The 24,485-nt window shown below is 70.3% G+C and carries 22 protein-coding genes; 13 read left to right on the top strand and 9 right to left on the bottom strand.

The genetic code is table 11. The features are described 5' to 3' along the window. Positions 1 to 108 precede the first annotated feature (108 nt). From RGU41_RS01515 to RGU41_RS01505, 3 genes are read left to right on the top strand one after another with little or no spacing between them, the layout of a single operon-like run. Positions 109 to 4,287 (top strand): DUF4011 domain-containing protein, encoded by a 4,179-nt coding sequence (locus RGU41_RS01515; RefSeq protein ID WP_322135312.1) that lies wholly within the window; start codon positions 109 to 111, stop codon positions 4,285 to 4,287. After that, a complete protein-coding gene (locus tag RGU41_RS01510) occupies positions 4,197 to 4,919 on the top strand; it encodes a DEAD/DEAH box helicase (RefSeq protein WP_322135311.1) in 723 nt (240 codons plus the stop codon). Before RGU41_RS01515 ends, RGU41_RS01510 begins: the two co-directional genes overlap by 91 nt. After that, positions 4,916 to 6,376 carry a DUF3320 domain-containing protein gene (locus RGU41_RS01505; RefSeq protein ID WP_322135310.1) on the top strand — a complete coding sequence of 487 codons (1,461 nt, stop codon included), beginning with the start codon at positions 4,916 to 4,918 and terminating at the stop codon, positions 6,374 to 6,376. Before RGU41_RS01510 ends, RGU41_RS01505 begins: the two co-directional genes overlap by 4 nt. Before the next feature lie 107 nt (positions 6,377 to 6,483). On the opposite strand, the gene RGU41_RS01500 is transcribed toward RGU41_RS01505, so the two are convergent. After that, positions 6,484 to 7,266: a GGDEF domain-containing protein gene (locus RGU41_RS01500; RefSeq protein ID WP_322135309.1), complete on the bottom strand. Its 783-nt coding sequence runs from the start codon at positions 7,264 to 7,266 to the stop codon at positions 6,484 to 6,486. Between RGU41_RS01500 and RGU41_RS01495 the strand changes: the two genes are divergently transcribed. The 5 genes from RGU41_RS01495 (at position 7,235) to RGU41_RS01475 (ending at position 10,767) form a co-directional block, all read left to right on the top strand. Beyond that, the gene (locus tag RGU41_RS01495; protein ID WP_322135308.1) at positions 7,235 to 8,221 is read left to right on the top strand and encodes a hypothetical protein; all 987 of its coding nucleotides are present in this window, start codon (positions 7,235 to 7,237) and stop codon (positions 8,219 to 8,221) included. The two genes, RGU41_RS01500 and RGU41_RS01495, sit on opposite strands and share 32 nt — an antisense overlap. 156 nt (positions 8,222 to 8,377) lie before the next feature. Further along, on the top strand, positions 8,378 to 9,679 hold the full coding sequence (locus RGU41_RS01490; protein WP_322135197.1) for an ISL3 family transposase: 1,302 nt from the start codon (positions 8,378 to 8,380) through the stop codon (positions 9,677 to 9,679). Positions 9,680 to 9,779: 100 nt separating this feature from the next. Continuing rightward, a complete protein-coding gene (locus RGU41_RS01485) occupies positions 9,780 to 10,061 on the top strand; it encodes a glutaredoxin family protein (protein WP_134449644.1) in 282 nt (93 codons plus the stop codon). 3 nt (positions 10,062 to 10,064) lie between these two features. Beyond that, positions 10,065 to 10,283, top strand: coding sequence for a hypothetical protein (locus tag RGU41_RS01480; protein ID WP_134449645.1), 219 nt, complete (start codon positions 10,065 to 10,067; stop codon positions 10,281 to 10,283). A 136-nt stretch (positions 10,284 to 10,419) separates the two neighbouring features. Next, on the top strand, positions 10,420 to 10,767 hold the full coding sequence (locus tag RGU41_RS01475; RefSeq protein WP_134449646.1) for a hypothetical protein: 348 nt from the start codon (positions 10,420 to 10,422) through the stop codon (positions 10,765 to 10,767). A 23-nt stretch (positions 10,768 to 10,790) separates the two neighbouring features. Here RGU41_RS01475 and ppsA read toward each other — a convergent pair whose 3' ends face one another. Next, a complete protein-coding gene (ppsA, locus tag RGU41_RS01470; protein WP_322135307.1) occupies positions 10,791 to 13,181 on the bottom strand; it encodes a phosphoenolpyruvate synthase in 2,391 nt (796 codons plus the stop codon). A 423-nt stretch (positions 13,182 to 13,604) separates the two neighbouring features. Between ppsA and RGU41_RS01465 the strand changes: the two genes are divergently transcribed. Next, positions 13,605 to 14,420, top strand: coding sequence for an ice-binding family protein (locus RGU41_RS01465; protein WP_322135306.1), 816 nt, complete (start codon positions 13,605 to 13,607; stop codon positions 14,418 to 14,420). A gap of 149 nt (positions 14,421 to 14,569) precedes the next feature. On the opposite strand, the gene RGU41_RS01460 is transcribed toward RGU41_RS01465, so the two are convergent. Further along, a complete protein-coding gene (locus RGU41_RS01460) occupies positions 14,570 to 15,259 on the bottom strand; it encodes a hypothetical protein (RefSeq protein ID WP_134449649.1) in 690 nt (229 codons plus the stop codon). Positions 15,260 to 15,438: 179 nt separating this feature from the next. Between RGU41_RS01460 and RGU41_RS01455 the strand changes: the two genes are divergently transcribed. Together RGU41_RS01455 and RGU41_RS01450 are read left to right on the top strand one after the other, a co-directional pair. After that, positions 15,439 to 15,933, top strand: coding sequence for a hypothetical protein (locus tag RGU41_RS01455; protein WP_166791042.1), 495 nt, complete (start codon positions 15,439 to 15,441; stop codon positions 15,931 to 15,933). After that, positions 15,930 to 17,213 carry a J domain-containing protein gene (locus RGU41_RS01450; protein ID WP_322135305.1) on the top strand — a complete coding sequence of 428 codons (1,284 nt, stop codon included), beginning with the start codon at positions 15,930 to 15,932 and terminating at the stop codon, positions 17,211 to 17,213. Before RGU41_RS01455 ends, RGU41_RS01450 begins: the two co-directional genes overlap by 4 nt. Positions 17,214 to 17,240: 27 nt before the next feature. Here the strand turns inward: RGU41_RS01450 and RGU41_RS01445 are convergent, their stop codons facing one another. From RGU41_RS01445 to RGU41_RS01430, 4 genes are all read right to left on the bottom strand, one after another. After that, positions 17,241 to 19,220, bottom strand: coding sequence for a hypothetical protein (locus RGU41_RS01445; protein WP_322135304.1), 1,980 nt, complete (start codon positions 19,218 to 19,220; stop codon positions 17,241 to 17,243). Between the two features lie 78 nt (positions 19,221 to 19,298). Continuing rightward, a complete protein-coding gene (locus tag RGU41_RS01440; RefSeq protein ID WP_322135303.1) occupies positions 19,299 to 20,288 on the bottom strand; it encodes a nuclease-related domain-containing protein in 990 nt (329 codons plus the stop codon). 109 nt (positions 20,289 to 20,397) lie between these two features. Next, the gene (locus RGU41_RS01435) at positions 20,398 to 21,240 is read right to left on the bottom strand and encodes an alpha/beta hydrolase (RefSeq protein ID WP_322135302.1); all 843 of its coding nucleotides are present in this window, start codon (positions 21,238 to 21,240) and stop codon (positions 20,398 to 20,400) included. A 162-nt stretch (positions 21,241 to 21,402) separates the two neighbouring features. After that, positions 21,403 to 21,786 carry a hypothetical protein gene (locus RGU41_RS01430; protein ID WP_322135301.1) on the bottom strand — a complete coding sequence of 128 codons (384 nt, stop codon included), beginning with the start codon at positions 21,784 to 21,786 and terminating at the stop codon, positions 21,403 to 21,405. 113 nt (positions 21,787 to 21,899) lie between these two features. On the opposite strand from RGU41_RS01430, the gene RGU41_RS01425 reads away from it, so the two are divergent. Further along, on the top strand, positions 21,900 to 22,166 hold the full coding sequence (locus RGU41_RS01425; RefSeq protein ID WP_134449383.1) for an acylphosphatase: 267 nt from the start codon (positions 21,900 to 21,902) through the stop codon (positions 22,164 to 22,166). Between the two features lie 26 nt (positions 22,167 to 22,192). After that, the gene (locus RGU41_RS01420; protein ID WP_322135300.1) at positions 22,193 to 22,984 is read left to right on the top strand and encodes a Pr6Pr family membrane protein; all 792 of its coding nucleotides are present in this window, start codon (positions 22,193 to 22,195) and stop codon (positions 22,982 to 22,984) included. A 17-nt stretch (positions 22,985 to 23,001) separates the two neighbouring features. Here RGU41_RS01420 and RGU41_RS01415 read toward each other — a convergent pair whose 3' ends face one another. Together RGU41_RS01415 and RGU41_RS01410 are read right to left on the bottom strand one after the other, a co-directional pair. Then, positions 23,002 to 23,856, bottom strand: a complete 855-nt coding sequence (locus RGU41_RS01415; protein ID WP_322135299.1) for an SDR family oxidoreductase — start codon at positions 23,854 to 23,856, stop codon at positions 23,002 to 23,004. An 80-nt stretch (positions 23,857 to 23,936) separates the two neighbouring features. Beyond that, entirely contained in the window at positions 23,937 to 24,200 is a 264-nt protein-coding gene (locus tag RGU41_RS01410; RefSeq protein WP_134449380.1) for a hypothetical protein, read from the bottom strand. Positions 24,201 to 24,485 lie beyond the last annotated feature (285 nt).

The raw sequence follows: 24,485 nt of genomic DNA, 5'->3' as shown, positions 1-24,485 counted from the left end.
CGGCATCGGCGACGGTGTCAGACCCACCCCTACAATCGGGTCAGCGCTTCGACGTGATCCGGCGACTGTCAGTGTCGCCGTGACGCCTCGCTGCACGAAGGGGAATCCGTGGACCAGATTGACTCTGAGACCGAAGGTGCTGAAGCCACTACGGCCGTGACCGCAGGTGCCCCGGCTGCCGCAGCCGCGGCAGCCGCCCGCATCGGGATCAGCTCGGTGCCGTTCCTCTCCTATGCAATGGCGCACTGCCGGGTTCCGGTCGTCGACGAGATCGTGATCGAGAACCTCGCAGGGGAGCAGCGCGCGGCAACCCTTGAGGTCGAGGTGACGAGCGCTTCCGGGTCGCTCGGCGCCCCACGGGTCGTCATCGTGGACCTCGGCGCGGGGCAGAGCACGACCCTGCGCACCGTCGAGCTCGTGCTCGACCCGGCGCTCATGCTCGCGGTGGAGGAGCAGCGGCCGGGGTCGATCCGCGCCACCCTGCGCGACGCCGCAGGCACCCTGCTCGCCGAGACGAGTGCGGAGGTGCAGATCCTCGCGTCCAGCCAGTGGATCGCCACTCCCCTGCACCTCGGCCTCGAACTCCTCGCCGCGCACGTGCAGCCCAATGCCGCCGCGATCGCCCCGCTGCTCGTCGAGGCGAGCGACCTGCTGCAGCAGCGCACCGGGGACTCCGCGCTCAGCGGGTACCAGTCCGAGAGCCCCGAGCGGGTCGACGCCGTGGTCGAGGCGATCTACGACGCGATGGCCGCCCGGGACATCCGCTACGCGATGCCGCCGGCGAGCTGGGGCACAACCGGGCAGAAGGTGCGCACGCCCGCCGAGGTGCTCGAGGGCCGGCTCGGCACCTGCCTCGACACCACCGTCACCCTCGCCGCCGCCCTCGAACAGGCCGGCCTCAACTCCACGCTCTGGCTGCTCGAGGGGCACATCTTCCTCGGCTACTGGCGGGTCGACTCGGCGCTCGGCGCCGTCGCCCACACGGATGTCGCCGACATCGTCAACCTCGTCGACCTCGGTTCGATCGGGCTCGTTGAAACGACGGGTGTCACGGGCGGGTCTGCGTCGATGCCGTTCGCGGAGGCGCGGCGGAGCCCGCACACGCAATACCTCGCCGCGGGACTGGAGAAGTTCCTGGGCGTGACCGACGTGCGCACCGCGCGGCAGTCGCGGATCTGGCCGCTGCCGAGCCGCTCCGTCGGGCCCGACGGCGCGGTCACCGTGACGGTGTACCAGGCGGGGGCCGGTCCGGTCATCGCTCCGTATTATGCGCGGGATGGGTCGGCGGTTGCTTCGAACGCTCCCGAAGCGACCCCGGTGCCGCCGCGGGTCACCCAGTGGAAGAACGCGCTGCTCGACCTGAGCCTGCGCAACAAGCTGATCAACTACACCGACCGGTCCGGCTACCCGCTCTTCGTGCCGGGGCCGGCCGTCGCCCGCCTCGAGGACGCCATCAACGCCGGCACGCCGATCACCCTCGTGCCGGCCGACGCGGTGCCGAACGTGGATCGGGCCAGGGGCATCCGCTTCGGGAAGGACCTGCCCGAGCAGACCCGCGAACTGATGCTCGCCGACAAGAAGGGCGCGTTCGTGGATATCACGGAGGCGTCGTACACGAGCAAGCTGCGCTACCTCGCCAACAAGGCCCGCACGATCGTGGAGGAGACCGGCGCGAACAACCTCTACCTCACGTTCGGGATGCTGCACTGGCGGTTCAACGACCGGGAGTTGCGGTCGCCGCTCGTGCTGATCCCGGTGAACATGACAAGCGCGAGCCGCGGCTCCTCGTACCGGCTGACGATCGACGAGGCCGGGGCGTCCACGCCGAACTACTGCCTGCTCGAGAAGCTGCGGGCGAGCTTCGGGCTCGAGATCGCCGGGCTCTCGGCCCCCGGGGAGGACGCCTCGGGCATCGACCTCGGCGCCGCGTTCACTGCGGTGCGGGAGGCGATCGCGGAGGCCGGGCTGCCGTTCCGGGTCGAGGAGACCGTGGAGCTCTCCATTCTGCAGTTCGCGAAGTTCCGGCTCTGGAAGGACCTCGACGAGAACTGGGAGGCGCTGTCGCAGAACAGTCTCGTCGCGCATCTGATCAACACGCCGCTGGATGCCTATGCCGACCCGGTCGCCGCGGCGGGCGCCGGCGGGGGCGGGGCGTGGAGCCTGGCGCAGCCGACGGCGTCTCCGACGGGTTCCGCCTCGGGCGGTACGGGTGTCTCAGTCGGCACGCCCGGCTCGCCCGTCGACCTCGACGCGCTCGGCGGCTCCGTGCCGGTGCCGGCGGACTCCTCTCAGCTCGAGGCGGTCGCCGAGGCCACGGCCGGCCGCACCTTCGTGCTCGAAGGCCCGCCCGGAACCGGCAAGTCGCAGACCATCACCAACCTGCTCGCCCGCGCCCTCGCCGACGGCAAGCGCGTGCTCTTCGTCGCCGAGAAACGCGCCGCCCTCGACGTCGTGAAGAAACGCCTCGAAAGCGTGGGACTCGGCGACTTCTCCCTCGACCTCCACGACAAGGGCGCCCGCCCCGCCGCCGTGCGCGCCCAGATCAAGGCGGCCCTCGAGCTGCACATCGACCCCGACCTCGCCGCCCTCGCCGCGAACCGCGAGGCCGCCGCCGCCAGCCGCGGCACCCTCGCCCGCTACGCCGACCGGCTGCACGAGTCCAACGCGGCCGGCCTCTCCCTCTACTCCGCCCGCACCCACGCCCTCGCAGCGGATGCCTCGGTCGAGCCGCTCGTCATCCCCGGCCCGCTCGTGGGCGGGTCCCCCGCTCCCGTGTTCGACGAGCTGCGGCACGTGCTGCGGCAGCTGCCCGAGGTGTCCGACCTCGCCCGGCCGAGCGCCGCGCACCCCTGGGGCTTCGTCGACGAGCGGCTCGGGCGCGGAGCCGGCGCCGGGTCCGGCACGGCCGAGTCCGCCGCCGAGGCGGTGCGGGCGGCCCGCGCCGTCGGCACGGTCTCCACCGGTCCGTCCTCCGGCGGCGTCTCGACCGCTGGTGCCGCCGGTGCCGAGTCCCTGGCCGCCGGCTCGTCGCCGTCGACCGGCATCGCCATCGCGCTGCGCACCGCCGCGATCCACGCGGCCGGGCGCGCCTTCGACGACGCCCTCCTCGCGGGGCAAGCCGCCGGCTTCGACCTCGACACCCTGAACCGGATGCCCTCGGCCGCCCTCGCCGGGGAATGGCGCGACCTCGCCGCCGCGCCCCGGCACCCCGTCAGCGCGGTCGACACCCTGCACACCCCCGAGTGGCGGGCCTTCATCGCCGGCCTCGAGAAGCACCTCACGGCGCTGCGGGCGTCGCGTCCGGACTGGCTGACCCGGGTCGCGCCGACCGTGCTCTCCCGTGACGTGCCCGGGATCCACGCGGCGGCCCTCGCCGCGGATGCCGCCGGGTTCTTCGGCCGCAAGGCCAAGCGCCGCGCGGTGCTCGCGCAGGTCGCCGATGCGCTCACCGGCGACGCGGCATCCGCCCCGGAGAAGGCCGTGCCCCTCAAGACGCTCTCGACGCTCACCGCGGCCCTCGCCGCCGCGCACGCCGAAGCGCAGGGCCTGCGCGACGCCGCACTCACCCTGCCGGTGCCGCTCGTGGACGCGCGGTGGAACCCGTTCGTGCCGGCCGACGCCGAGGACCTCGCGACCGGCCTGGCCTGGCTCGGCTGGCTCGGCGACGCGCTCAACCGGCGCGCGCCCGCGGCCGCAGCAGAGGTACCCACCCACACCGCCGACCTGCGCGCCTACTACTCCTCGACCCCGCTCGGCGCCGGCCAGGAGCCGCTCACCGCCCTCGCCGCGGCCTGGCAGACCCTCGACACCGCCGCCGACGTGCAGCCCGCCGACCGCGCCCGCTGGGCCGGCGACCTCGGCTTCATCGCCCGCTGGTGGGCGACCCGGGCCGCGCGCACGGTCGAGTCCTCCCAGCCCGTCGTGCTCGAACGCTGGCTCGCCCTCGTGCGTCACCTCGAGCCGCTGCGGCGCCACGGGCTCACCGACGCCCGCGCCGCGCTGCTGGCCGGCAGCATCCCGGCCGAAGATGCCGCGCTCGCGTTCGACAAGGGCCTCGCCATCGCCTCGATCACCGAACGCGAGGACGCGACCGCCCTCGGCGACTTCAACCTCGTGGCGCACAGCAAAACGATCACGCGGTTCACCGCGAGCACGCACGCGGTGCGCGGCGAACTCCCCGGGCCATCCCGGCCGAGGTGCTCGGCCTCCGCCGCTTCGACACGAACCTGGCCTCTGGGCAGGTCGGCGGCCTGCGCCGCCAGCTCGACCGGCAGCGCGGCGGCATGAGCGTGCGCGCGCTACTCGAGAACTACGGCGACCTGATCACCCAGGTGATGCCGTGCACCCTGATGAGCCTGGAATCCGTCGCCCGGTTCTTCCCCGCTCACGCGGCCCTGTTCGACATCGTCGTGTTCGACGAGGCCTCGCAGATCCGGGTGGCGGATGCGATCGGGGCGATGGGACGGGCGGCGTCCGTGGTCGTGGTGGGCGACAGCAAGCAGATGCCGCCGACGAGCTTCGCCGAGACGAGCGCGAACATCGACGACGAGGGTGACGCCGGTTTCGACGGCGACGACGGCCTGCTCGGTGCGGTCGCGGACGAGGAGTCGATCCTCACCGAGTGCGTGCAGGCGCGGGTGCCGAGCAAGTGGTTGTCGTGGCACTACCGCAGCCAGGACGAGTCACTCATCGCGTTCAGCAACCACTACTACTACGAGAGCCGGCTGTCGTCGTTCCCGGCGCCCGCGTCGAGCGCCATCGCCGACCACGGCGTCTCCCTCGTGCGCGTCGACGGCCAGTTCGAGCGGTCGGGGCGCGGCACGGCGCTTCGCACCAACCCGGTCGAGGCCCGCGCGATCGTCGACGACATCGAGCGCCGCTTCCAGGCCTCGCCCGGGGTCTCCCCTCGGTCGGCGTGATCACCTTCAACGCCCAGCAGCGCAACCTCATCGAGAACCTGCTCCGCGACAGCGAGGACGAGCGCATCGCCCTCGCCCTGGACGAGATCGATGGCCTCTTCGTCAAGAACCTCGAGAATGTGCAGGGCGACGAGCGCGACAGCATCCTCTTCTCGATCGCGTTCAGCGCGAACGAGAAGGGTGTCGTCCCGCTCAACTTCGGGCCGCTCTCCCGGGCGGGCGGCGAGCGCCGCCTCAACGTGGCGATCACCCGTGCGCGGCGACAGGTGGTGCTCTATGCGAGCTTCGACCCGGCAGTGCTGCGCGCCCAGGACACCAGCTCGGTCGGCATCAAACACCTCAAGGCCTACCTCGAGATGGCGGGCGCCGAGGCGTTGAGCACGGATGTCCGCCGCACGTCCACCGTGGACCGGCACCGCGACGACATCGCGGCCGCACTCCGCGCCGCGGGGCACGTCGTGCAGACCGACGTCGGGCTCTCCGACTTCCGGGTAGACCTCAGCCTCGCCTCGGCAACGGACCCGGGTCGGCCGCTCGTCGCGGTGCTGCTCGACGGGCCGAACTGGCGTGCGCGGCGCACGGTCTCCGACCGCGACGGCCTGCCCGTGGACGTGCTGCAGGGCATCATGCGCTGGCCGGGCGTCGAGCGGGTCTGGCTGCCCGAGTGGCTGCACCACCGCGACGAGACGGTCGCCCGGCTCGCGGGGGCGGTCGAGGCCGCGACTGAAGCTGCAGCCGCGGCCGACGTGGCCAGGGAGCTGGACCTCCCCGCGGGCGTCGAGCCCGCAGCAACCATCACCGAAACGCCACGGGATGCACCCGAGGTACTCGTCGCATCCCGCGCGGTGTCCGCCCCGACTGTACCGTTGGCCAACACGAGTGCGACCACGAGTTACCTCGCGCTCGACTACGCCGAGTGGTCCCCCGGGCGTCTCGGCACGGTCGACGTGCTCGACGCCTTGCCGCGGACCGCGGCCGCGGCGAACGTGCAGTCCGCGATTCGTGCGGCGGTCACGGCCGAGGGGCCGATCCACAGCGCCCGGCTGACCAAGCTCGTGGCAGGGGCGTTCGGGCTCGACCGGGTGAACCAGGCGCGGGCGGCATCCATCGTGCGGTGCGTGCCCGCGGACTTGACGCTCGGCGCCGACGAGCCGTTCTACTGGCCCGAGTCGATCGACCCGACCGGTTGGCAGGGCGCCCGACGCACCCCGCCCGGCGTCACCCGATCCCTCGAGCACGTGCCGCTCGTGGAGATCGCGAACGCGATGCGCCTCGCGGCCGAGGCCGCCGCCGGCATCGACGACACTGAGCTCAAGCGGGAGGCCCTCGCCTTCTTCGGCGGGCGGAGCACCCGCGGAACCGTCGGCATCCGTCTCGACGCGGCCCTGGGACTCGCCCTGGATTCCGGTCGCCTCACCCTCACCCCCGCCGGCCTCCTCCGCCCCGGCTCCCACTAGCCGCCACGCTGGCATCCGCTCGCCCACTCGCCCACTCGACCACCCCGTGAGGTGTCGCAAATCGACCTTCCTAGTGCCCTCAAACGTCGATGTGCGACACCTCACGGCTACTGCGGGGCGGACTCGACGCGGTTGCGGCCGGCGCGCTTGGCCTCGTAGAGGGCCTTGTCGGCGCGGGCGAGCCAGTGGGCGGTGCGTTCGCCGGTGTTCCGCACGGCCAGGCCGATGCTCACGGTGCAGCGCAGGCCCGGGGCGACGTCGTCCCAGCGGAAGCCACTCACCGCATCGAGCAGGCGCTCGCAGGCCTTCGCGGCGTCGGCCGGGGTCGCGTCGCCGAACACCAGCAGGAATTCCTCGCCGCCGAGCCGTACCGCGAGGTCGCTGTCGCGGATGGCAGCCGTCAGGATCGTGCCCATCGCGGCCAGCACCCGGTCGCCCGTGGCGTGCCCGTGCGCGTCGTTCACCCGTTTGAAGTGGTCGAGGTCCACCATCGCCGCGCAGAGCGGCTGCGCGCGGTCGTGCGCCCGGCGCATCAGCGCGGGCAACTGCCGGTCGAGCGCTCGCCGGTTCGGCAACAGGGTGAGCGGGTCGGTGTGGGCCTGCTGGTCGAGCTTCTCCGCACGGATGCGCAGCACCTGTGCTTCGAGCTGCGACCGCTCCGTCTCGTGGCGGGCCTGTTCGATCTCGAGAGTGTTGATCAGCATCCGGGATTGCAGCCCCGCCGTCTGCCGAGTGAGGCGCAGGGTCAGCTCGTGCAGCTTTTCGGCGTGGTCGAGGGCGAACTTGAAGTGGCCGCGCTCCTTGTACATCTCCCCGAGCGCACGATGCAGCCGGGTGAGCCGCGCGGGATCGTCCTCGATGAAGGGATCGGCCAGCTGGGCGACCATCATCGCGGTCGCCATCGTCAATGCGTCCCTCTGCACGCAGGAGCTCGGCGAGCTGGGCGTCATTGTCGAGTTCGAGATTCCGGTAGCCGTTCGCCGCCGCGAGGCGCTTGGACAGCCCGACCTGTTCGCGCGCTTCGCCGTACCGGCGGAGCTCGATCAGGATGCTCACGAGGTTGGTGCGCGCGATCGTCTCCCAGAAGACGTGTCCCTGGCCCTGGGCGAGCGCCGCGCCCTGCTGCACATTGTCGAGTGCCTCTCGGAGGGCATCCGCCGGGTCGAGGCCCTGGGCGCTCTGGGTCTTGGCGAGCTCGAGGCAGGTGTCGCCGAGGTTGTTGAGTCCGGCGAATCTGGCCTCGGCGTCCTCGAGCAGCCGCGACAGGTCGAGCGCCTGGCGGCCCAGTTCGAGGGCGCGCTGCGCGTCGGCCATACCCACGTGCACCATCGAGGACCGGCTGAGCGCCCAGAATTCGGCGAGCTTGCTGCCGCTCGCCCGCGCCGCGGAGAGCGCGCCGAGCACGTGGCGCAGCGCGGGTTCGTGCAGGCCGGACTCATGGAACGCGAGCGCCAGGGTGCAGTGCACCTGCGACTGCCGCAGCAGTTCGCCCGTGTCGACCAGGTATTCGAGGGCGAGCAGCCCGTGACGAACGGATGCCTCGACCTCGCCCAGCCGCAACCGGTGCAGTGCGAGCAGCTCGCGGGCCTGCGCGCACTCGGCCGGGGTGATCCCGAAGGTCGCGAGCACCTGTTCGGCCTGCGCCGCGCCGTCCAGGTGCCGGCCGTCGGCGCGCGAGAGTTCGCACGCGGCGAGGAGTGCCGCCGTCGAATACGGTGCGGGTGTCGGTGCGGGCGTCGGTGCGGTACTGCGAACGGGCGCTGCCGAAGATGCCCGCACCTCCGGTGCTGCCGCCTTCGAGTCCACCTTCAGCCCCCCGACTGTCTGTCGCTCTTTCGAACATAACAGGGCACCCGGCCCGATTCGGCCGGAAAAAAGCCCCAAAAAGGGGCTCTCCTGACGTTACCGTGGGTGGTTTCCGAGCGCCTTAACGAGTGCACGCCGCTCTCCGTCTAGGTTTCTAACTGACAAAGGCAAGAAACACAGGGACGAGAAAACGGCGTGCAAAACTCAACACTATGGCGGACTCTGCTCGGAGTCGACAAAACCATCGTCGAAGCGGTCGATCTCGACGCGGATACGGGCATGCTGGTCGCGTCGGTGCGCCCAACGGCATCGATGCGGAACCGGTGCGGGGCCTGCCGGAAGCGCTGCCCGCGCTACGACGCCGGTGACGGGCGGCGCCGCTGGCGATCCCTGGACGCCGGCTCGGTGCAAATCCACTTAGAAGCTGCGGCGCCGCGGGTGAGCTGCCGGGTGCATGGCGTGACGGTCGCCGCCGTGCCGTGGGCCCGGCATCAGAGCGGGCACACTTTGTTCTTCGATGACCAGGTCGCGTGGCTGGCCACGCAAACATCCAAGTCCGCCATCACCGTGCTGATGCGCATCGCGTGGCGCACCGTGGGCGCGATCATCACCCGGGTTTGGGCAGATACGGAGAAGCAGTTCGACCAGTTCGCGGGCCTCACCCGGATCGGGATTGACGAGATCAGTTACAAGCGCGGCCACAAGTACTTGACCTGCGTCGTGGACCACGATTCTGGCCGTCTCGTCTGGGCGGCACCAGGCCAGGACAAGGCCACCCTCGAGACGTTTTTTGATGCGTTGGGGCCGGAGCGTTCGGCACTGATCACGCATGTTTCCGCGGACGGTGCGGCCTGGATCGCCAGTGTTGTCGCGGAACGAGCGCCGAACGCTGTTCGCTGCGCTGATCCGTTCCACGTCGTGAAATGGGCCACCGAGGCCCTCGATGAAGTCCGCCGGGGCGCGTGGAACGAGGCCCGCAAAGCCGCCCGGCACAACGATGCCCGACGCACTCGCGGCCGGCCCCCAGCCGACGCCCCGGCACGCCCAGACAGCGCCCGGGCGACGGGCATCAAGAACTGCCGATACGCGCTTTGGAAGAACCCGGAAAACCTGACCGAGAAGCAACAAACGAAGCTCGCCTGGATCGTGCAGACCGACCCCCGGCTGGCTCGGGCGTACTACCTGAAGGAAGGCCTCCGTGTGATCTTCAAACTGCCTCTCGAGGAAGCGACCGAAGCTCTCGACAAATGGGTTGGTTGGGCTCGCCGCTGCCGCATCCCGTCCTTCGTGAAACTGCAGAAGAGCATCGTGAAACACCGCACCGCGATCCTGGCCTCCATCGAGCACAGCCTCTCCAACGGCCGCGTCGAATCCATGAACACCAAGATCCGCCTCATGACCCGCATCGCGTTCGGCTTCAAATCACCCGAGGCCCTCATCGCCCTCGCAATGCTCAGCCTCGGCGGGCACAAACCCGTGCTTCCCGGCCGGGACTAACCCACGGAAGAGTCAGGAGAGCCCAAAAAGGGCGAACCTATGATCCGCCCCTGTCCGTCCCTGCAGACGGATACCCAGCGCGGCCACGTAAGATCGGCGGATGACCGCAGCGACAGCATCCGTGCCCCTCGACCCCCGCATCACCCTGTTCGGCGCGGAGTGGTGCGGCGACTGCCGCCGCTCGAAGAAGGTGCTCGACGGACTCGAACTCGACTACGACTACGTCGACCTCGAGGCCGTCGCGGACGGCGCCGACCGCGCCCACGCGATCAGTGGACGCACCCGGATCCCCGTGATCGTGTTCCCCGACGCGAGCCACCTCGTCGAGCCGAGCGACGCCGACCTGCGCGCGAAACTCGCCCAGTTCTCCGTGGAGGCCTGAGCCATGCGCAGCCTCAAGGACTGGACATTTTCGATGTGCGGGATCGCCGGTTTCGTCTGCTGTGCGATCGCCCTCGGGGTTCTCTACTTCAACGCCGTGAACCACAACGCCTTCGTAAGCGTGGCGGTTCCGGTGGCGATCGTCGCCCTCGCCGCCGGCGGAATCGCCACCGCCAGGGCCCGCTGGCTCTGGACCAGCGGCCGAGGCAACCAGCGCCGCTGACGCCCGCTGGACCGGCGACAGCCACACCACCCACTCCACACTGACGCCCGGCGCCACCCGACCCGGCGTCACCCGCTCGGGGCCGTTTCCCCATCGCCGCTGCCGCGCTACGATGCCACGGAGACGGGGAGGCATCATGAGTGACACTGGCCAGGACAAGCGCATCGAACGCTTCGGGAGTGACGAGGACATTGCGAACGCCGAGGCGGCGAAGCGGCAGGACGCGAAGGATGCGCGGGTGCGACTGCTGCGCAGCAAGGCGGCCGTCGCCCGGTCGGAGGCCGATGCGATCGAGGCCATGCACCTCGACCCGGACACCCTCGAGGACCTCCTTGAGAGCTCCAGCCCGCTCGAGGCGCGCCGGTTGGAGAAGTCGGAGCACGCGATCAGCCAGCGGGTGACCAAGGCGAAGGCCGCGGCCGAGGCAGCCGAGTACGAATACGAGCAGGCCGTGCTCGAGCAGTACGACGACAGCAAGGGCTGACGCCGCACCGCAGGAGCCGGCCGTCATACGGTGTCGAGCAGCCCCTCGGCCTCGGCGACTATGCCCGCCGTCTTCAGGAAGCTGTCCGGATTGAGCGAGATCGAATCGATGCCCTCGCGCACCAGGAAGGCCGCGAAGTCCGGGTAGTTGCTCGGCGCCTGCCCGCAGATGCCGATCTTGATCCCGGCGGCGTGAGCCTTGCGAATGGCCTCGCTGATCATCCGCTTGACCGCTTCGTCACGTTCGTCGAAGAGGCCGGCGAGTTCACCGGCGTCCCTGTCGACGCCGAGCACGAGCTGGGTGAGGTCGTTCGACCCGATCGAGAAGCCGTCGAACCGGGTCGCGAACTCCTCGGCGAGGATCACGTTCGCGGGGATCTCGCACATCATGTACACCTGCAGGCCGTTCTCGCCGCGGGTCAGCCCGTTCGCGGCCATCACCGCGAGCACCTTGTCGGCTTCGGCCACGGTGCGGCAGAACGGCACCATCACGATCACGTCGGTGAAGCCGATCTCCTCGCGCACCCGCTTGATCGCCCGGCATTCGAGCGCGAACCCCTCACGGTAGCGGTCGTCGTAGTAGCGGGAGGCGCCGCGGAAGCCGATCATCGGGTTCTCCTCGGTGTGCTCGAACGCTCCGCCACCGAGCAGGTGCGCGTACTCATTGGTCTTGAAGTCGCTCATCCGCACGATCACCGGGTCGGGGTAGTACGGCGCGGTGAGCTTCGCGATGCCGAGCGCGAGGGTCTGCACGAAGTACTCCTGCGGGTCGGCGAAGCCGCGGGTGCGTTCGTGGATGCGCCGGAGCGCGGCCCGGTCGGTGACCCGCTCCGGGTGCACGAGCGCCATCGGGTGGATGGTGATCAGGTTGTTGATGATGAACTCCATCCGGGCCAGGCCGACGCCCGCGGCCGGCAACCGCCACCACTCGAACGCAGCGGCGGGGCTCGCGATGTTCACCATCAGCTTCGTGCGCGTCATCGGCACCGTGCCGAGGTCCACCTCCTCGGTCTCGAAGTCGAGGGTGCCTGCGTAGACGAAGCCCTCGTCGCCCTCTGCACAGGAGAGCGTGATCTCGGCGCCGTTGTGGATCAGGTCGGTTCCGGTGCCGGTGCCGACGACCGCTGGCACGCCGAGCTCCCTGCTGACGATCGCGGCGTGACTGGTCGGCCCGCCGTGGTCGGTCACGATGCCCGATGCCCGGGTCATGATCGGCACCCAGTCGGGGTCGGTCATCTCGGTGACGAGGATCGCGCCGTCGATGAAGTTGTCGATGTCGGCCGGGTCGCGGATCACGCACGCGGTTCCGGTCGCGATGCTGTCACCGATCGCGACGCCGGAGACGATGAGGGGCCCGCTCTCGAGCAGCCTGCTCACGGTGAAGACGGTGCCGCTCGCCTGCGATTGCACCGTCTCCGGCCGCGCCTGCACCATGTACAGCTCCTGGGTGACGCCGTCCCTGGCCCACTCCATGTCCATCGGCCGGCCATAGTGGTCTTCCACGATCACGGCCCAGCGGGCAAGCTGCACGATCTCAGTGTCGCTCAGCACGAACGCGTTCCGCTCCCGCAGCGGAGTGTCGATCACCCGGGTACGGGCGCTGCCGCCGGCGGCGTAGACCATCTTGGTCGCCTTGGCGCCGAGGGTCTTCTCGATGATCGGGGTCAGCCCGGGGTCGGCGAGCAGCGCCTTGAACACGAGGTACTTGTCGGGGTCGACGGCGCCCTGCACCACGGTCTCGCCGAGTCCCCAGGCCGCGCTGATCACGGCGGCACCCGGGAACCCGGTGTCGGTGTCGATCGAGAACATCACCCCGGACCCGCCCAGGTCGGAGCGGATCATCCGCTGCACCCCGATCGAGAGTGCCACGTCGAGGTGGTCGAAGCCCTTGACTTCGCGGTAGCTGATCGCCCGGTCGGTGAACAGGCTCGCATAACAGCGGCGGCAGGCGGCGAGCAGGTCCCGCTCCCCCGTCACGTTCAGGAAGGTCTCCTGCTGCCCGGCGAAGCTCGCGTCCGGCAGGTCTTCCGCGGTCGCGCTGCTCCGCACCGCCACGGCGAGGTTCTGCTGCCCGGAGCGGGCAGACAGTTCCCGGTAGGCCGAGCGGATGCCCGCGGCCGTGTCCTCGGGGAATTCCCCGTTCAGGAACAACTCGCGCAGGCTCTCGCCCGTGACCCGCAGAGTCGCCTCTCCGGAGTGGTAGCTGTCGAGGGCCTGGCGCAGGGCCGACTCGATCCCGTTCTCCGTGATGAACGCGCGGTAGGCATCCGCCGTCGTCGCGAAACCGTCGGGCACCCGCACCCCCTGGCCGGAGAGCGAGCCGACCATTTCGCCGAGGGAAGCGTTCTTCCCGCCGACCTGGGGGATGTCGGCGAGGCCGATCTCTTCGAACCAGACCACATGACGCTCTGACATGACGACTCCTGACGCGACCTCGAAAGCCGCGACCCGGCGTCTCGTGGCGCCGACGGCATCCGCTCTCGGCAACCTACTGCTAGGTCAGGGCAGCGGCTAGTGCCCCAGGTGTCGAGGGCGCAGGGGTGCGCCGGCGCCGGGTGTTCCTCGCGAATTCACCCGGACAGCACTCCCCGGTCCAGGGCCGACGGATTCTGGCCCTAGTCTGGGGGTTAGACAGATTCGATTCGTTGGATTCCAGCTACTGAGGGCACCTGTTCCAGGTGCGGTACCCGTCTGCCCCGGTGGCTGGAGAGGTGCATTCCCGGCACACTTCCGCCAGCGAGCGTAACCCGGATGGAGCTCCGGGGACCGCCGCGTGCGACGGCCCTGCCCCGGCTCCGCAGTCGCGGACCCGGGCTGACGGGAACAAAGGGAATCACCATGACTGCATTCGACCAGACACCCACCGAAACCAGTACCACCACGCCGGCCAGGAAGTGGCTGCCCGTCCTCCTGGTCGCGATCGCCCTCGCGGCGGTCGGCACGGTCGGCGCCACCACCACCGGGGCCAGCTCCGCCTCCGCCGCCGTCCCGGTCGGCTCCGTGCGCGCGCCCGTCTCGCTCGGCCTCGCCGGCACCTTCGCAATCCTCTCCAAGACGGGCGTGACGGATGTCTACGCCTCGGCCATCACGGGAAACGTCGGGGCGAGCCCCATCACCGGTGCCGCCATCCACCTGAGCTGCCCCGAGGTGACGGGCCTGATCTACTCCGTGGATGCCGCGGGCCCCGCCTGCGAGATCACCGCCCCGAGCCTGCTCACGACCGCCGTCGGCGACATGGGCACCGCGTACACCGATGCCGCCGGTCGCACCCTGCCGGATGCGATCGACCTCGGCGCCGGCGAGATCGGCGGCCTCACCCTCGCTCCCGGGCTCTACAAGTGGAACACCGGCGTGACGATCACGAGTGACGTCACCCTCAACGGCGGCCCGACCGACGTGTTCATCTTCCAGATCTCGGGGAACATCACCCAGGCATCCGCCACCCGGGTCACCCTCACCGGCGGCGCGCTCGCGAAGAACGTCTTCTGGCAGGCTGCCGGGTCCGTCGCGGTCGGCACGACCGCGCACTTCGAGGGCACCGTCCTCGGCAAGTCCCTCGTCGCCCTGAAGACCGGCGCGACGGTCGACGGTCGCCTGCTGTCGCAGACCGCGGTCACCCTGCAGAAGAACACGGTCACCGAGCCCGCCCTGTAGACGGACGCCGCGGCATCCGCTGCGGTGAGCCTACGGGTCTGCACACCAAGAAAGGCCCGCACAACAGGAAAGGCCCGGAGCGGCGATTTCGCCGTTCCGGGCCTTTCTGGCGTGCCGGCGTGCGGTGCCGGCGCTTGTTCATGCAGTTGTTACATGCGCTTGAAGATCGCCACCGGGATCGACTGGTGCACGATCTGGGTGACGGTCGCGCCGCCGCCGGCCGTGGCCTCACCGGCGATCGTCATCGCGAAGTCGAGGGTCAGGCCGTAGGTGTCCGGCGTCAGCACGCCGATCGAGTTGGACTCGAGCTGGAAGCCGCCCTTCGGCGAGGTGACGAGCAGCCCGCCGGGGCCCGTGAGCGCCTCGGGGTCGAGCGTTGCGGCGATCGGGTTCACGTTGAGCACGAACGGCGTCGTGCTCGCGCCGCTCGCCGTGGTCGTCGTTGCGGTGACCGTGACGTTGGACATGTAGACGTGGCGCTTGGTACCGAAAGCCGCCTCAGGCGCCTGCGAGCGATCGAAGACGCTGATCACGAACGAGAAACGCTTGTCGCTGTCCGTGTACCACTCGTGGGTCTTCTGCTCCGTCCACATGTCGAGCTGGAGCTCGAGCTGGGGCGCGAGCTGGATCGTCGGGTGGATCGAGCCCATGTCGGTGAAGACGGAGTTGAAGACGAGCGGAGTAGCGGTGGCCGTCGGTGCGGCGGAGGCCGAGACCTGGCTGGCCTGGTCGATCGGCGCGAAGCCAACGAGGGCGGCGACGCTTGTGCATGAGGTGAGGGTAAGGGACAGAACGGCGACACCGGTGACGGCAGCAATTCGGGTAAACCAGTGGGACATGGTGGAACTTTCGGGTCGGGTAGCCGTCTGCATTAATATGCTGAACACATAGTGGCATACGCGGGGGGCCCGTGTCCCCTTTTTAGGGGACTTATTCTCGGCGGGTATCGGACCATGCCCCCCGGGATGCCACCCATTCAGGGGACCGAAGCCGGCGTCGATGCCACTAATCTGGGTCTATGGCCGACGCCCCCACGCTTCCCGACCCGTTGCCGCTGGAGTTCCAGCGCCCGCCGCGGTGGCCGACGCCGACCCTCGACTGGGTTGCGGGCAACCAGGGCTGGGAGCCCCCTGCCGGATGGACGCCGGTTCCGGAATGCTCCCCCGCGCCTCCCGGCTGGGTGTTCTGGACCCGCTCGGAGGAAGGCTGGACGCGCTTCGCGGAGGAGAACCTCGCCCCGGCGAAACGGTCCCTCTGGATCGGCGTCGGAGTCTTCGTCGCCGGCCTGCTCCTGACCGTGCTCGGTCTTGCGGTCACCCACAACCCCCTCTTCCTCGTGTTCGTCGCGGCGATCGTCGCCGGCCCGATCCTGACGATCCGCGCGGGCTCCCGGCTGAAGGAGATCGACGACGGCCTGCTGGACCGGGTTCGCGCCCTCGCTCCGCAGTACAAGTACACCCTGCAGCGCCTGGCCTACAACAAGTACCTCCGTTCGTTCGGCCCGCTGTCATGACCCCGGAGATCGCCGCCGAGATCCTCAACGTGCCTGCGGGTGCGAGCCGCGCCGAAATCGACAAGCAGTTCCGCAAGCAGGCGCGGACGCACCACCCCGACCTCCTCGCCGGTGCCTCCGCGGAGACGATCGCGGCCGCGACCACCGAATTCGTGCGGATGTCCGCCGCACGCGACGTGCTCTACGGCGAGCTCGACCGGGTGGCGAGCAAGCGCACGGATGCCGCACCGCCGACACGCGCACCCGCTGCGGCCCGGCGGGCCGCGGCACCGGATCCCGCGAGCACCGCGGCTCCGTCCGGCCCGGCCACCGCGTCCGCGGGCCCGGCCGCCGCCGGAACTCCGGCAGCTGGCCCCTCGGCCGCAGACCCGCGCGGCGCCGAAGCGCGCGAGGCGCAGCAGCAGTACCCCCAGCAGCGACCGGCGGAGAACCCGCAGGCCCAGTTCGGTCCGCGTGCCGGCTGGACCACCCGCGGACCGGACGACCAGTACATCCGCCGCGGACCCGTTCCGCCGCCGCCCTCGCCGGTCCGGCGGACGCCGATGGATCCGCGCGACAGCAGGCTCCCGCGCCAGGCCCCGGGAACACCGTCGAACCCGCTCGATCCGGAGAGCTTCCAGTACCCGCCGGTGCGGCAGCATCCGCCGGCGCAGGAACCGCAGAACCCGGCGACCCGCCCGAACCCGCAGTACGGCGCGCCGTTGCCGATGCCGATCGAGCGGCGCCGGGCATTCGTCGATCGCCGCGACCCGGGCAAGGCCGGCCTGCCGTACCCGAACGACCGCCGTCGCCCGCCCGCCGACCGGCGCGACCCCCGGAATGCCGACACCTTCCCGGACGATCGTTACAGCCAGCACCCCGACACGTTCTACCGCGCCAGCCCGCAGCAGGATCCCGCGGGCCAGGACACGGGCCTCCCGTCTGCCCGGCCGCGGCACAGCACCGGCCCGGCGCCGGACGGTGACGCTCGGGTAGCGGACCGGCGGGCACCGCAGCAGCGACCTCCGGCCCAGCAGCACCAGCAGCCCCGGCCTCCGGCGCACGAGGAGCGCCGCCGGCGACCGGCATCCTTCGTTCCGCCGGGCTTCGTGCCCATGGCCGACACTCCGACGGGGTCGATGCCGGCTGCACCCGCGGCCGGCGCCACCGGAATCCCGGGCGTCGACCCCCAGGCCAGTCCGATGTCGTTCGCCGATTTCGTGCTCGCCCGCGACGCGCAATCCTGGATCCCCTACGTGGAGAACACGCTCCCGCCGACCCACCCGCGCCGCGCCGGCTGACCCGGCCGGGCGGTCAGGGGTGACTGCCTAGGCTTCCATATCGTCGTGGGTGACGATGCGGATCAGCTCGACGCTGCCGTCCGGCTTCTGCCAGAAGTGCATCCGGCGCGCGGCCGGGGTGTTCTGCTCGATCGACACCCGCATGCAGCGGGCGCCGTCCCAGCGCAGCAGGTGCGGGTCTGCGGGACCTGCGCCCTGGCGCAGCGCGTGCAGGTGGCGGCCCTGCAGGGTCTTGACCCGTCCGGTCAGCACATCGACGGATGCCTTGAACGCCTTCGCGAGCTGCCCGTCGTCGAGCCCGCTCAGGGAATCCGCGAACCGGTCTGACAGGCCGTAGCTGTGCGGCAGCGGCCATTCCTCGCGGTCGGATTCCGGGACCCGGTCGACCCAGGCGAGGGCGATCTCGTGGCGGACCCAGCTGGTGGCATCTTCCCAGAGGGCGCGGCGGGACTCGTATTCGCTGCTGGGGGTGGGGGCGACGACGGTCCGGCGGGACTCGCGCAGCATCCGCTTCTGGGTGCGCTGCTCGTCGCGGAGTTCGGCGACGGTGTGGCGCAGGGTGCCGAGTTCGACGAGCGCGTCGCGGAGCTGCAGCTGCGCGGAGCGGGCCTGCTCGCGCAGGCGGGCGAGGTCGGACTCCGTGCTTCCCGCCTCGACGAGCTGCGCCTCGAGCCGGGTGATCTTCGCCTTCGCCTCGGCCAGGGAGAGCTGGGTGGACTGCAGGGCAGACACCGACGTCGGCGCGCACGGCGCCGGGGTCGGGCCGACGCGGAACGGAATCGCGCCGGGCGACCCCGCGGTCGCGGGTGTCGGCCGGCGCACGGCGTGCACGCGGCCGGGCCCGGGGAACGGGCGCGGCACGATCGGCCGGGGAGCGGCGAGGTCGGCGGGCGATGGCCGCACGGCGCCAGCACCGGCGAGCGCGTCGGGGAAACCGGCCTCGCCGTGCAGGTCGTCCTGGGCGAGAGCGGCGCCGGCCGCGCGAACGAACCCGGCAAGCCCCTTCGCGGACATGGCCGGGTCGAAGACGAGGTCGTCGCCGCTTCCGGTGTCGTCGTCCTCGACGAGCGGGAGCAGCGGGCGGTTCTCGCGCAGCCAGGGCGGCCCGTTGAGCACGGCGGCGAGCGGCGGCAACACCGGCTCGTCGTCGTCGACGTCGCTGAGCACGAGGTGCAGGGCGCCACTCGGCAGGTGCATGACCCGCGCGGCCACGACGTCGCCCTCGGAGAGCAGGGTATCGACGAGGTCGCGCGGGTTGGCCGAGATGTCGGCGCGGGTGATCGTGAACGTGAGGTGCGGGTGCAGGGCGAGCACGGCCTTTTGCGCGCTGACCTTCTGCACCAGGGCGAGGGTGACGCTACCGTGCGGGTAGCGCTCGGCGATCACCTCCGTTGTCGGCGGTTTGAGCTCGACATTGAGCCGGTGGGTCGGGGCATCGAGGGCACCCTGGATGCGCTGGCCGGGCGAGAGGGTCCAGTCCAGCGGCACGGGCGGGTAAGTGAGTTCCTGCCAGATGGTCGCCATGCCGCCGTCATCGAGCTCGACGAGGGCGCGGGAACCGTGCAGCATGAAGCCCTTGACGGTTCCGGTGACGGTGATGACGGATGCCGGGGCGAGCGCGAAGAGACCGGCGTGGTGGGCGTGAGCGAGGGCATCCGTGACGAGTTGGTCGGTCGCGTGCTGGGGGTCGCCGTGCGTGAAGCGCAGGCGGGACCTGGCCAGGTCGGCGAAGGGGTTCGGCCCGGTGGGGTATGACCGGCCGGCGCTGCCGTAGACCTGGAATTGGGCGGGGAGCAGGTCGCCGAGCTGCCGGGTGAGTTCTCCGGTCTGCACGAGGAAGACGCGCGCGACGTCGCCGATCTGGGTGGCGAGCTGATCGATGCCGATCTCGGGGATGGCTGTTCCGAACGGTGAGGAGACGACGACCCAGGGTCGATCACGGGCGGGGTCGTGAAGGCCGATCGCAAGCTGCTGCACCGCGGAGCTGGTCTCAACGCGGGTGTACACGGCTCACTCCTCCCCAGGCCCGTGGATAGGCCGTGGGAACAAGGCTACGCCAGTATCCTAGACGGATTGCTCCATTCGTTAAGTTATGGGGTGTATATGAAGCATTGTGTGCGGGTTGCCCACCCGGGACACGCGGTGTGACGCAGGATGCACCTCGTACTGGGGCGGCGCCCAGCCGATCACTGGTGAGTGCGAAGCCGCGGAGTCAGCGACCCGAGCCGGAGAAAGCGCCGACCAGGACGATGCCGAGGTTCGCGGCCAGGTAGGCGGAGACGCCGAGCCCGACGACGACCTCAAGGGGGCGAGCACGAGGCGCTGCAACCGCGCCGACCGCATCTGGTTGTCGAGCACTGTGAAGCGCTCCATCAGGCCGTCGCCCGTGCCGACCGGCACGGTTTCGGCCCAGCTCGCGGGATCGTCGAGCAGCGCGATCACCTGGAACCGTTCGAGCGGCGTGAGCACGCGCGGCAGGGCCGTCAGCCACGAGACGAGGTCTGCGGCGTCGAGCACGGTGACCGCGTTCTCGGGGCCCATGCGGACGACACCCTTCGGACCGACGAACGCGAGCACGGGGTGGATCGGGACGGTGAAGTCGAGGTAGGCATGCAGGAGCGTGTCGATGCGTTCGCCCTCGAAGGCCGCGTGTTCGAGGTAGGGCACCGCTCGATCCCCGACGATGACGTCCTCGCCGATGACCCGCACCGCAGCACGGCGGTGCTGCTTGGTGTTGATGGTGACGACTCCGCAGGGGCCGACGACGACGTGGTCGATGTCCCAGCCGTTCACCCCGACGGGGAGCCCGTGGAAGACCGCCCACTCCGGAGGCAGCTGGGCGAGCAGTGCGCCGACGGCGAGTTCTCCCTGCGCGCCGCGGTACCAGCCCAGGGCATTGCCGCCGAGCGGGGACCGACCGAGGAAGCGGGCGAGACGGGTGCGACGCGGGTGGGCACCCTGCTGGCGCAGCAATTTGTCGATGATGGCCTGCGCGGCGAACCGGCGGCGCATGCCCTCGTTTTCGACGCGGCCGTCGTCGATACTGCCCGGATCGATTGTGCTTTTGTCGACCATATGATTGCTCCCCCGGATCGATACTAGCGAGCCGCGGCATCTGCCGCCCCACCCCGTTTGAGCCGCCGCCCCTGTTGAGCCGCTGCCCCCGCTCGCGCGCCCGCCTGCTCTAGTCGTGCTTCTTGACGAAGTCGATGGCGAGGTCGGCGACCTCCTCCCAGCCGTGGTCGATCGTGAGCGAGTGGCCCCGGTTCGGCACCTCGACGATCTCGGTCAGACCCGGGTTCTTCTTCTGCTGCTTGTAGATCGCGTGCGAGATCGCGAGCGGCACGGTGTTGTCGTTGTCCCCCGCGATGATGAGCAACGGCCCGCGCTCGGGATTCTTCGTGTCGACCCGCGCCTCAGTGAACGGGTTCAGGTTCGCGGTCGCGGCCTGGAACAACGGCACGCCCGATGCGGCCACGTGATAGGTGTCGTACAGGGCGCGCGCCTCGTCGGTGTCGAGGGCGTTGGCCCAGCCGAAGCTGAACTGCTCGAAGGTGAGCGAGACGGCCCGCCCGGCATTCGCCGGGTTGAGCAGCACCGGTGACGCCGATTTCAGGGCGGATACCGGCAGCGGCAACACGCCACGGAACGGTGCGGAGTCGATCGCGACCGTTGCAGCGGAGACTCCCTCACCGGCCAGGCGCTGGGCGATCAGCCCGCCGAAGGAGTGCCCGACGATGGCGGGTCTGATCGCGAGGTCGTTGATGGCGTCGAGATAGTGGTCGGTGACCTGGGCGATCATCTTGTGGGCGAAGACGTCGGGGTCGCGCTTGGCTTCCTCGATGCTCTCGGGGTCGTCGGGCCAGCCGGGGGCGATGCTTGTGTAGCCGGCGGCCTCGAAGCGGCCGCGCCAGCGGTCCCAGCTGCTCGAGAGCAGCCAGAGCCCGTGCACGAACACGACCGGGCGCAGGCCCGACTCGTTCGCTCGCTCGACCTCGGCTCGTTCCGGTGCGGTCAATGCGTCCATCTCAGCTCCGTTTCGGTTTCTGGCAGGTTCACGCGGCGGGTGCCGGGTGATCTGGGCACGATAACCGCACCGGTCCCCGTCGTCTAGGGCGTCGGCATCCGCGGGCGTGCCGCTGAGTCGATGCGGTCAGCCGCGGTCGCAGGCGGAGGTCAGCGGCGGCGGTCAGCGGCGGCGGTCGATCAGGGTGCGGAGCACCAGGACGAGAACGGCCAGGGGCGCGAACACGATCAGGAGCCGTACGGCGAGCCCGCCGAGACTCGCGGCCGTGCCGGACGCGGGCGGGGCGCCGGTGAGGCCGAATTGCAGGAGCAGCACGCCGATGACGCCGAGTGCCACCGCGACGAGGACGGTGAGCAGGAGCGCCCGCAGGTCGGGCTCTGCGCGCTCACGGCGCCGAACCGCCCAGAGCTGGAGGACCTCGTAGAGCACGAGGGACACCGCGAACGGCAGGGCGACGCTCAGGAGCACGACGGCGAAATAGGCCGCGAACACGAAGAGCGGGTGATCGGGCAGTGCGGGCGTGATCAGTGCGGTAGTCCAGCTCACGTGACTCCCCAGCCTGGCCTCGGTCGGCTCAGCGCTCCCACGGTAGCAAGAGCACTGTATTCCGGCGTCCCCCCGATCGGGACAGGGAACCGGATCGGGGGCACAATGGGGGGATGGTTCGCAAACAGGCGGTGGTGCGCGGGATGGTCCAGGCCGTGGGGTTCCGGTACTACGCGCAGGCAGAGGCCCGGCGACTCGGGCTCGCGGGATTCGTGCGCAACCACAGGGATGGCTCGGTCGAGGTACAGGTCGAAGGGCCGGCAGCATCGGTCGACCGGATGCTCGACTGGCTGCGGCACGGGCCGCCCTCTGCCCAGGTCGACACCGTGCACGTCGAGGACATGCCGGACCGCGGGGACGACGGCTTTCGGATCGAGTGACCTGCCCGCTGGCGTAGCGTTGAAGCATGTGCGCGCGTGCAGATCGTCCCGCCCGCACCGACGACCCGGCCGGGTCGCTCGCCGCGGTTCTCTTGGCGCGCCCGGGCTCGGCGAGGCGTTCCCTGATGCGCTTGGGGCGGCGCTCCCCGGATCGCTCTCCGCTTCACTCCCCGCTTCACTCCCCGCGACGGCGGATCGTCGGGATCGTCCGGCTCGTCCTGGCCGGCGCCGAGGTGCTCGCACTGCTCGGGTACTTCGGCTACATCCTCGGCTTCAAGAGTTTTATTGTGTACAACTACTTCAGCTATTTCACCGTGCAGAGCGCCATCGCCGCGGTCGGTGTCTTCATCGCCGCGGGGATCGTCGCCCTGCGCCGGGAGGTCGACCCACCCTGGCTCGACTGGATCCGGCTGCTCGTCACGACCTACATGATCGTCTCGGGCATCGTGTTCCTCGCGATCGTGATCCAGTCCTCGTCGCGGGCGTACACGATGGAGGTACCGTGGTCGACGCAGCTGCTGCACTTCTGGATCCCCGGGATCGCGCTCGTCGACTGGCTCACCGACACCGGCAAGGCCCGGCTGCCATGGACGACGCTCGCCTGGGTCATGGTCGTCCCGAGCATCTGGGGCGCGTTCACCCTGATCCGGGGCGCCCTGGTGCGCTGGTATCCCTACTTCTTCCTCGACCCGAAGCAGGTCAGCGGCCCGCTCGAGACGGTGCTGTACTGCGTGGTCGCCGTCGCGCTCTTCACCGGGATCGCAGCCATGCTGACCTGGTCGTCCCGCGGCTGGCGGGGCCTCAAGCCCCAGGGCTGAAGGGTAATGGCCGGGGGCTAGGGGCGGAGGTGCGCCCAGGCGTCGGGGGTGGCGCGCAGGTACTCCGGCAGGTCCTGGGGCGGATGCCCGGTGAGGCGTTCGACGTCGTCCGTCACGACATCCATCACGCCGGACGCGATCGCGAGATAGCTTGAGATCCAGCCCGCAACCTCCCAGTCCGGCGCACCGTAGTGAGCGCGGGACGCCCACGCCTCGGGCTCGGTCTCGCGCTCGTAGCGGATCGGCCGCCCGGTCACCCGGGCGAGCTCCGCGGCGCCGTCGCGCAGGCTCCAGCCGCGCGGCCCCGTGAGGGTGAAGGTCTCCCCGTCGTGACGAGCGCCGCCGCCGAGGACGGCCGCGACGGCATCCGCCACGTCGGTGTGCGCGACCGAGCCGATGCGGCCCTCGCCGCCGGGCCCGCGGATGACGCCGTCGGCGCCGCACATCTGCGCGATCAGCCGGTGGTAGAAGTTGTCGCGCAGGAAAGTGAACGCGAGGCCGCTCGCCCGCAGGTGCGTCTCGGTTGCGGCATGGTCCCGGGCGAGGGTGAATTCGGCGTGCGGATCGGCGCCGAGGAACGAGAGATAGACGATCCGCTCGACTCCGGCGGCGACGGCGCTGTCGATCAGGGTGCGGTGCTCGGTCACCCGCTCGGCGCTCTCGGACGCCGACACCATGAACAGGGTGTCGACCCCGGCGAGGGCGGGGGCGAGGGCCTGGGCATCGCCGTAGCCGGCGGTCCAGACATCCGGATGCTGCCGCGCGAGCCGCGCGGTCGAGCGCACGATGAGCCTGGTGGGCGTTCCTGCCGCGTCAAGGCGGTCGCGAACGAGACCGCCGACGAGCCCCGTCGCTCCGGTGAGTGCGATCATGGCTGGTTCCCCTCGGCATCCGGTTGCGCGGTCGAACTGCGCCCTCGCATGGTACAGCGGAAGGGAGTGGGCGGAACGGCCTACAGCGGGATGAAGGTGTATTCCACGGTGAGGTGTTCGCTGCGGCAGGCGCCGCAGTAGAGCACGCCGGAGTGCTGCATGGCGATCACCCGCGGGGAGCACTGCACGACCTTCGGGCCGCAGCACGGCGAAATGACCATGTAGGCGCCGGGCGCGGTCGGATGGTGGCCGCTCAGGCCGCGGCCATGGTGGGAACCCTCGCAGGCGAGGTCGGAATCGAAGTCGAGCAGGCTGTCCAGCTCTTGGTCCAGCAGGGTTTCCATGAGGCACGATCAATCACGCGGTCAAACAGGGGAACTGCAGTCGCGACTGTGGCGGGGCACCGAAGCCGCGACCGCGCTCGGGTGGCCGACGGCACGACATGTGTACATTGCTGGGTCTTACGACCGTTGCACGCAACCCACCCAATTGGCAGCCATCGGCAACACCAACCCGGGAACGACTAAACCTTGGGGAGCTGCACAACGGCGGACCGCACCTGCATGAAGTCCCGGCTCGCCCCGGGAATCTTCAGCGACTAGACATTGGGCATAGCTTACACCGTTTGG

The sequence above is a fragment of the Cryobacterium sp. 10C3 genome (assembly GCF_034314285.1).
Classification (GTDB): domain Bacteria; phylum Actinomycetota; class Actinomycetes; order Actinomycetales; family Microbacteriaceae; genus Cryobacterium; species Cryobacterium glucosi.
Note: the sequence above shows the minus strand (reverse complement) of the source record. Positions and strands in the feature narration are given on the sequence as shown.

Bases quoted from the DNA above. Each gene is read 5' to 3' on its own strand.
- RGU41_RS01495 (WP_322135308.1), top strand. From the start codon at position 7,235: ATGAAGGGATCGGCCAGCTGGGCGACCATCATCGCGGTCGCCATCGTC.
- RGU41_RS01500 (WP_322135309.1), bottom strand. From the start codon at position 7,266: ATGATGGTCGCCCAGCTGGCCGATCCCTTCATCGAGGACGATCCCGCG.
- RGU41_RS01485 (WP_134449644.1), top strand. From the start codon at position 9,780: ATGACCGCAGCGACAGCATCCGTGCCCCTCGACCCCCGCATCACCCTG.
- RGU41_RS01480 (WP_134449645.1), top strand. From the start codon at position 10,065: ATGCGCAGCCTCAAGGACTGGACATTTTCGATGTGCGGGATCGCCGGT.
- RGU41_RS01475 (WP_134449646.1), top strand. From the start codon at position 10,420: ATGAGTGACACTGGCCAGGACAAGCGCATCGAACGCTTCGGGAGTGAC.
- ppsA (WP_322135307.1), bottom strand. From the start codon at position 13,181: ATGTCAGAGCGTCATGTGGTCTGGTTCGAAGAGATCGGCCTCGCCGAC.
- RGU41_RS01465 (WP_322135306.1), top strand. From the start codon at position 13,605: ATGACTGCATTCGACCAGACACCCACCGAAACCAGTACCACCACGCCG.
- RGU41_RS01460 (WP_134449649.1), bottom strand. From the start codon at position 15,259: ATGTCCCACTGGTTTACCCGAATTGCTGCCGTCACCGGTGTCGCCGTT.
- RGU41_RS01455 (WP_166791042.1), top strand. From the start codon at position 15,439: ATGGCCGACGCCCCCACGCTTCCCGACCCGTTGCCGCTGGAGTTCCAG.
- RGU41_RS01450 (WP_322135305.1), top strand. From the start codon at position 15,930: ATGACCCCGGAGATCGCCGCCGAGATCCTCAACGTGCCTGCGGGTGCG.
- RGU41_RS01440 (WP_322135303.1), bottom strand. From the start codon at position 20,288: ATGGTCGACAAAAGCACAATCGATCCGGGCAGTATCGACGACGGCCGC.
- RGU41_RS01435 (WP_322135302.1), bottom strand. From the start codon at position 21,240: ATGGACGCATTGACCGCACCGGAACGAGCCGAGGTCGAGCGAGCGAAC.
- RGU41_RS01425 (WP_134449383.1), top strand. From the start codon at position 21,900: ATGGTTCGCAAACAGGCGGTGGTGCGCGGGATGGTCCAGGCCGTGGGG.
- RGU41_RS01420 (WP_322135300.1), top strand. From the start codon at position 22,193: ATGTGCGCGCGTGCAGATCGTCCCGCCCGCACCGACGACCCGGCCGGG.
- RGU41_RS01415 (WP_322135299.1), bottom strand. From the start codon at position 23,856: ATGATCGCACTCACCGGAGCGACGGGGCTCGTCGGCGGTCTCGTTCGC.
- RGU41_RS01410 (WP_134449380.1), bottom strand. From the start codon at position 24,200: ATGGAAACCCTGCTGGACCAAGAGCTGGACAGCCTGCTCGACTTCGAT.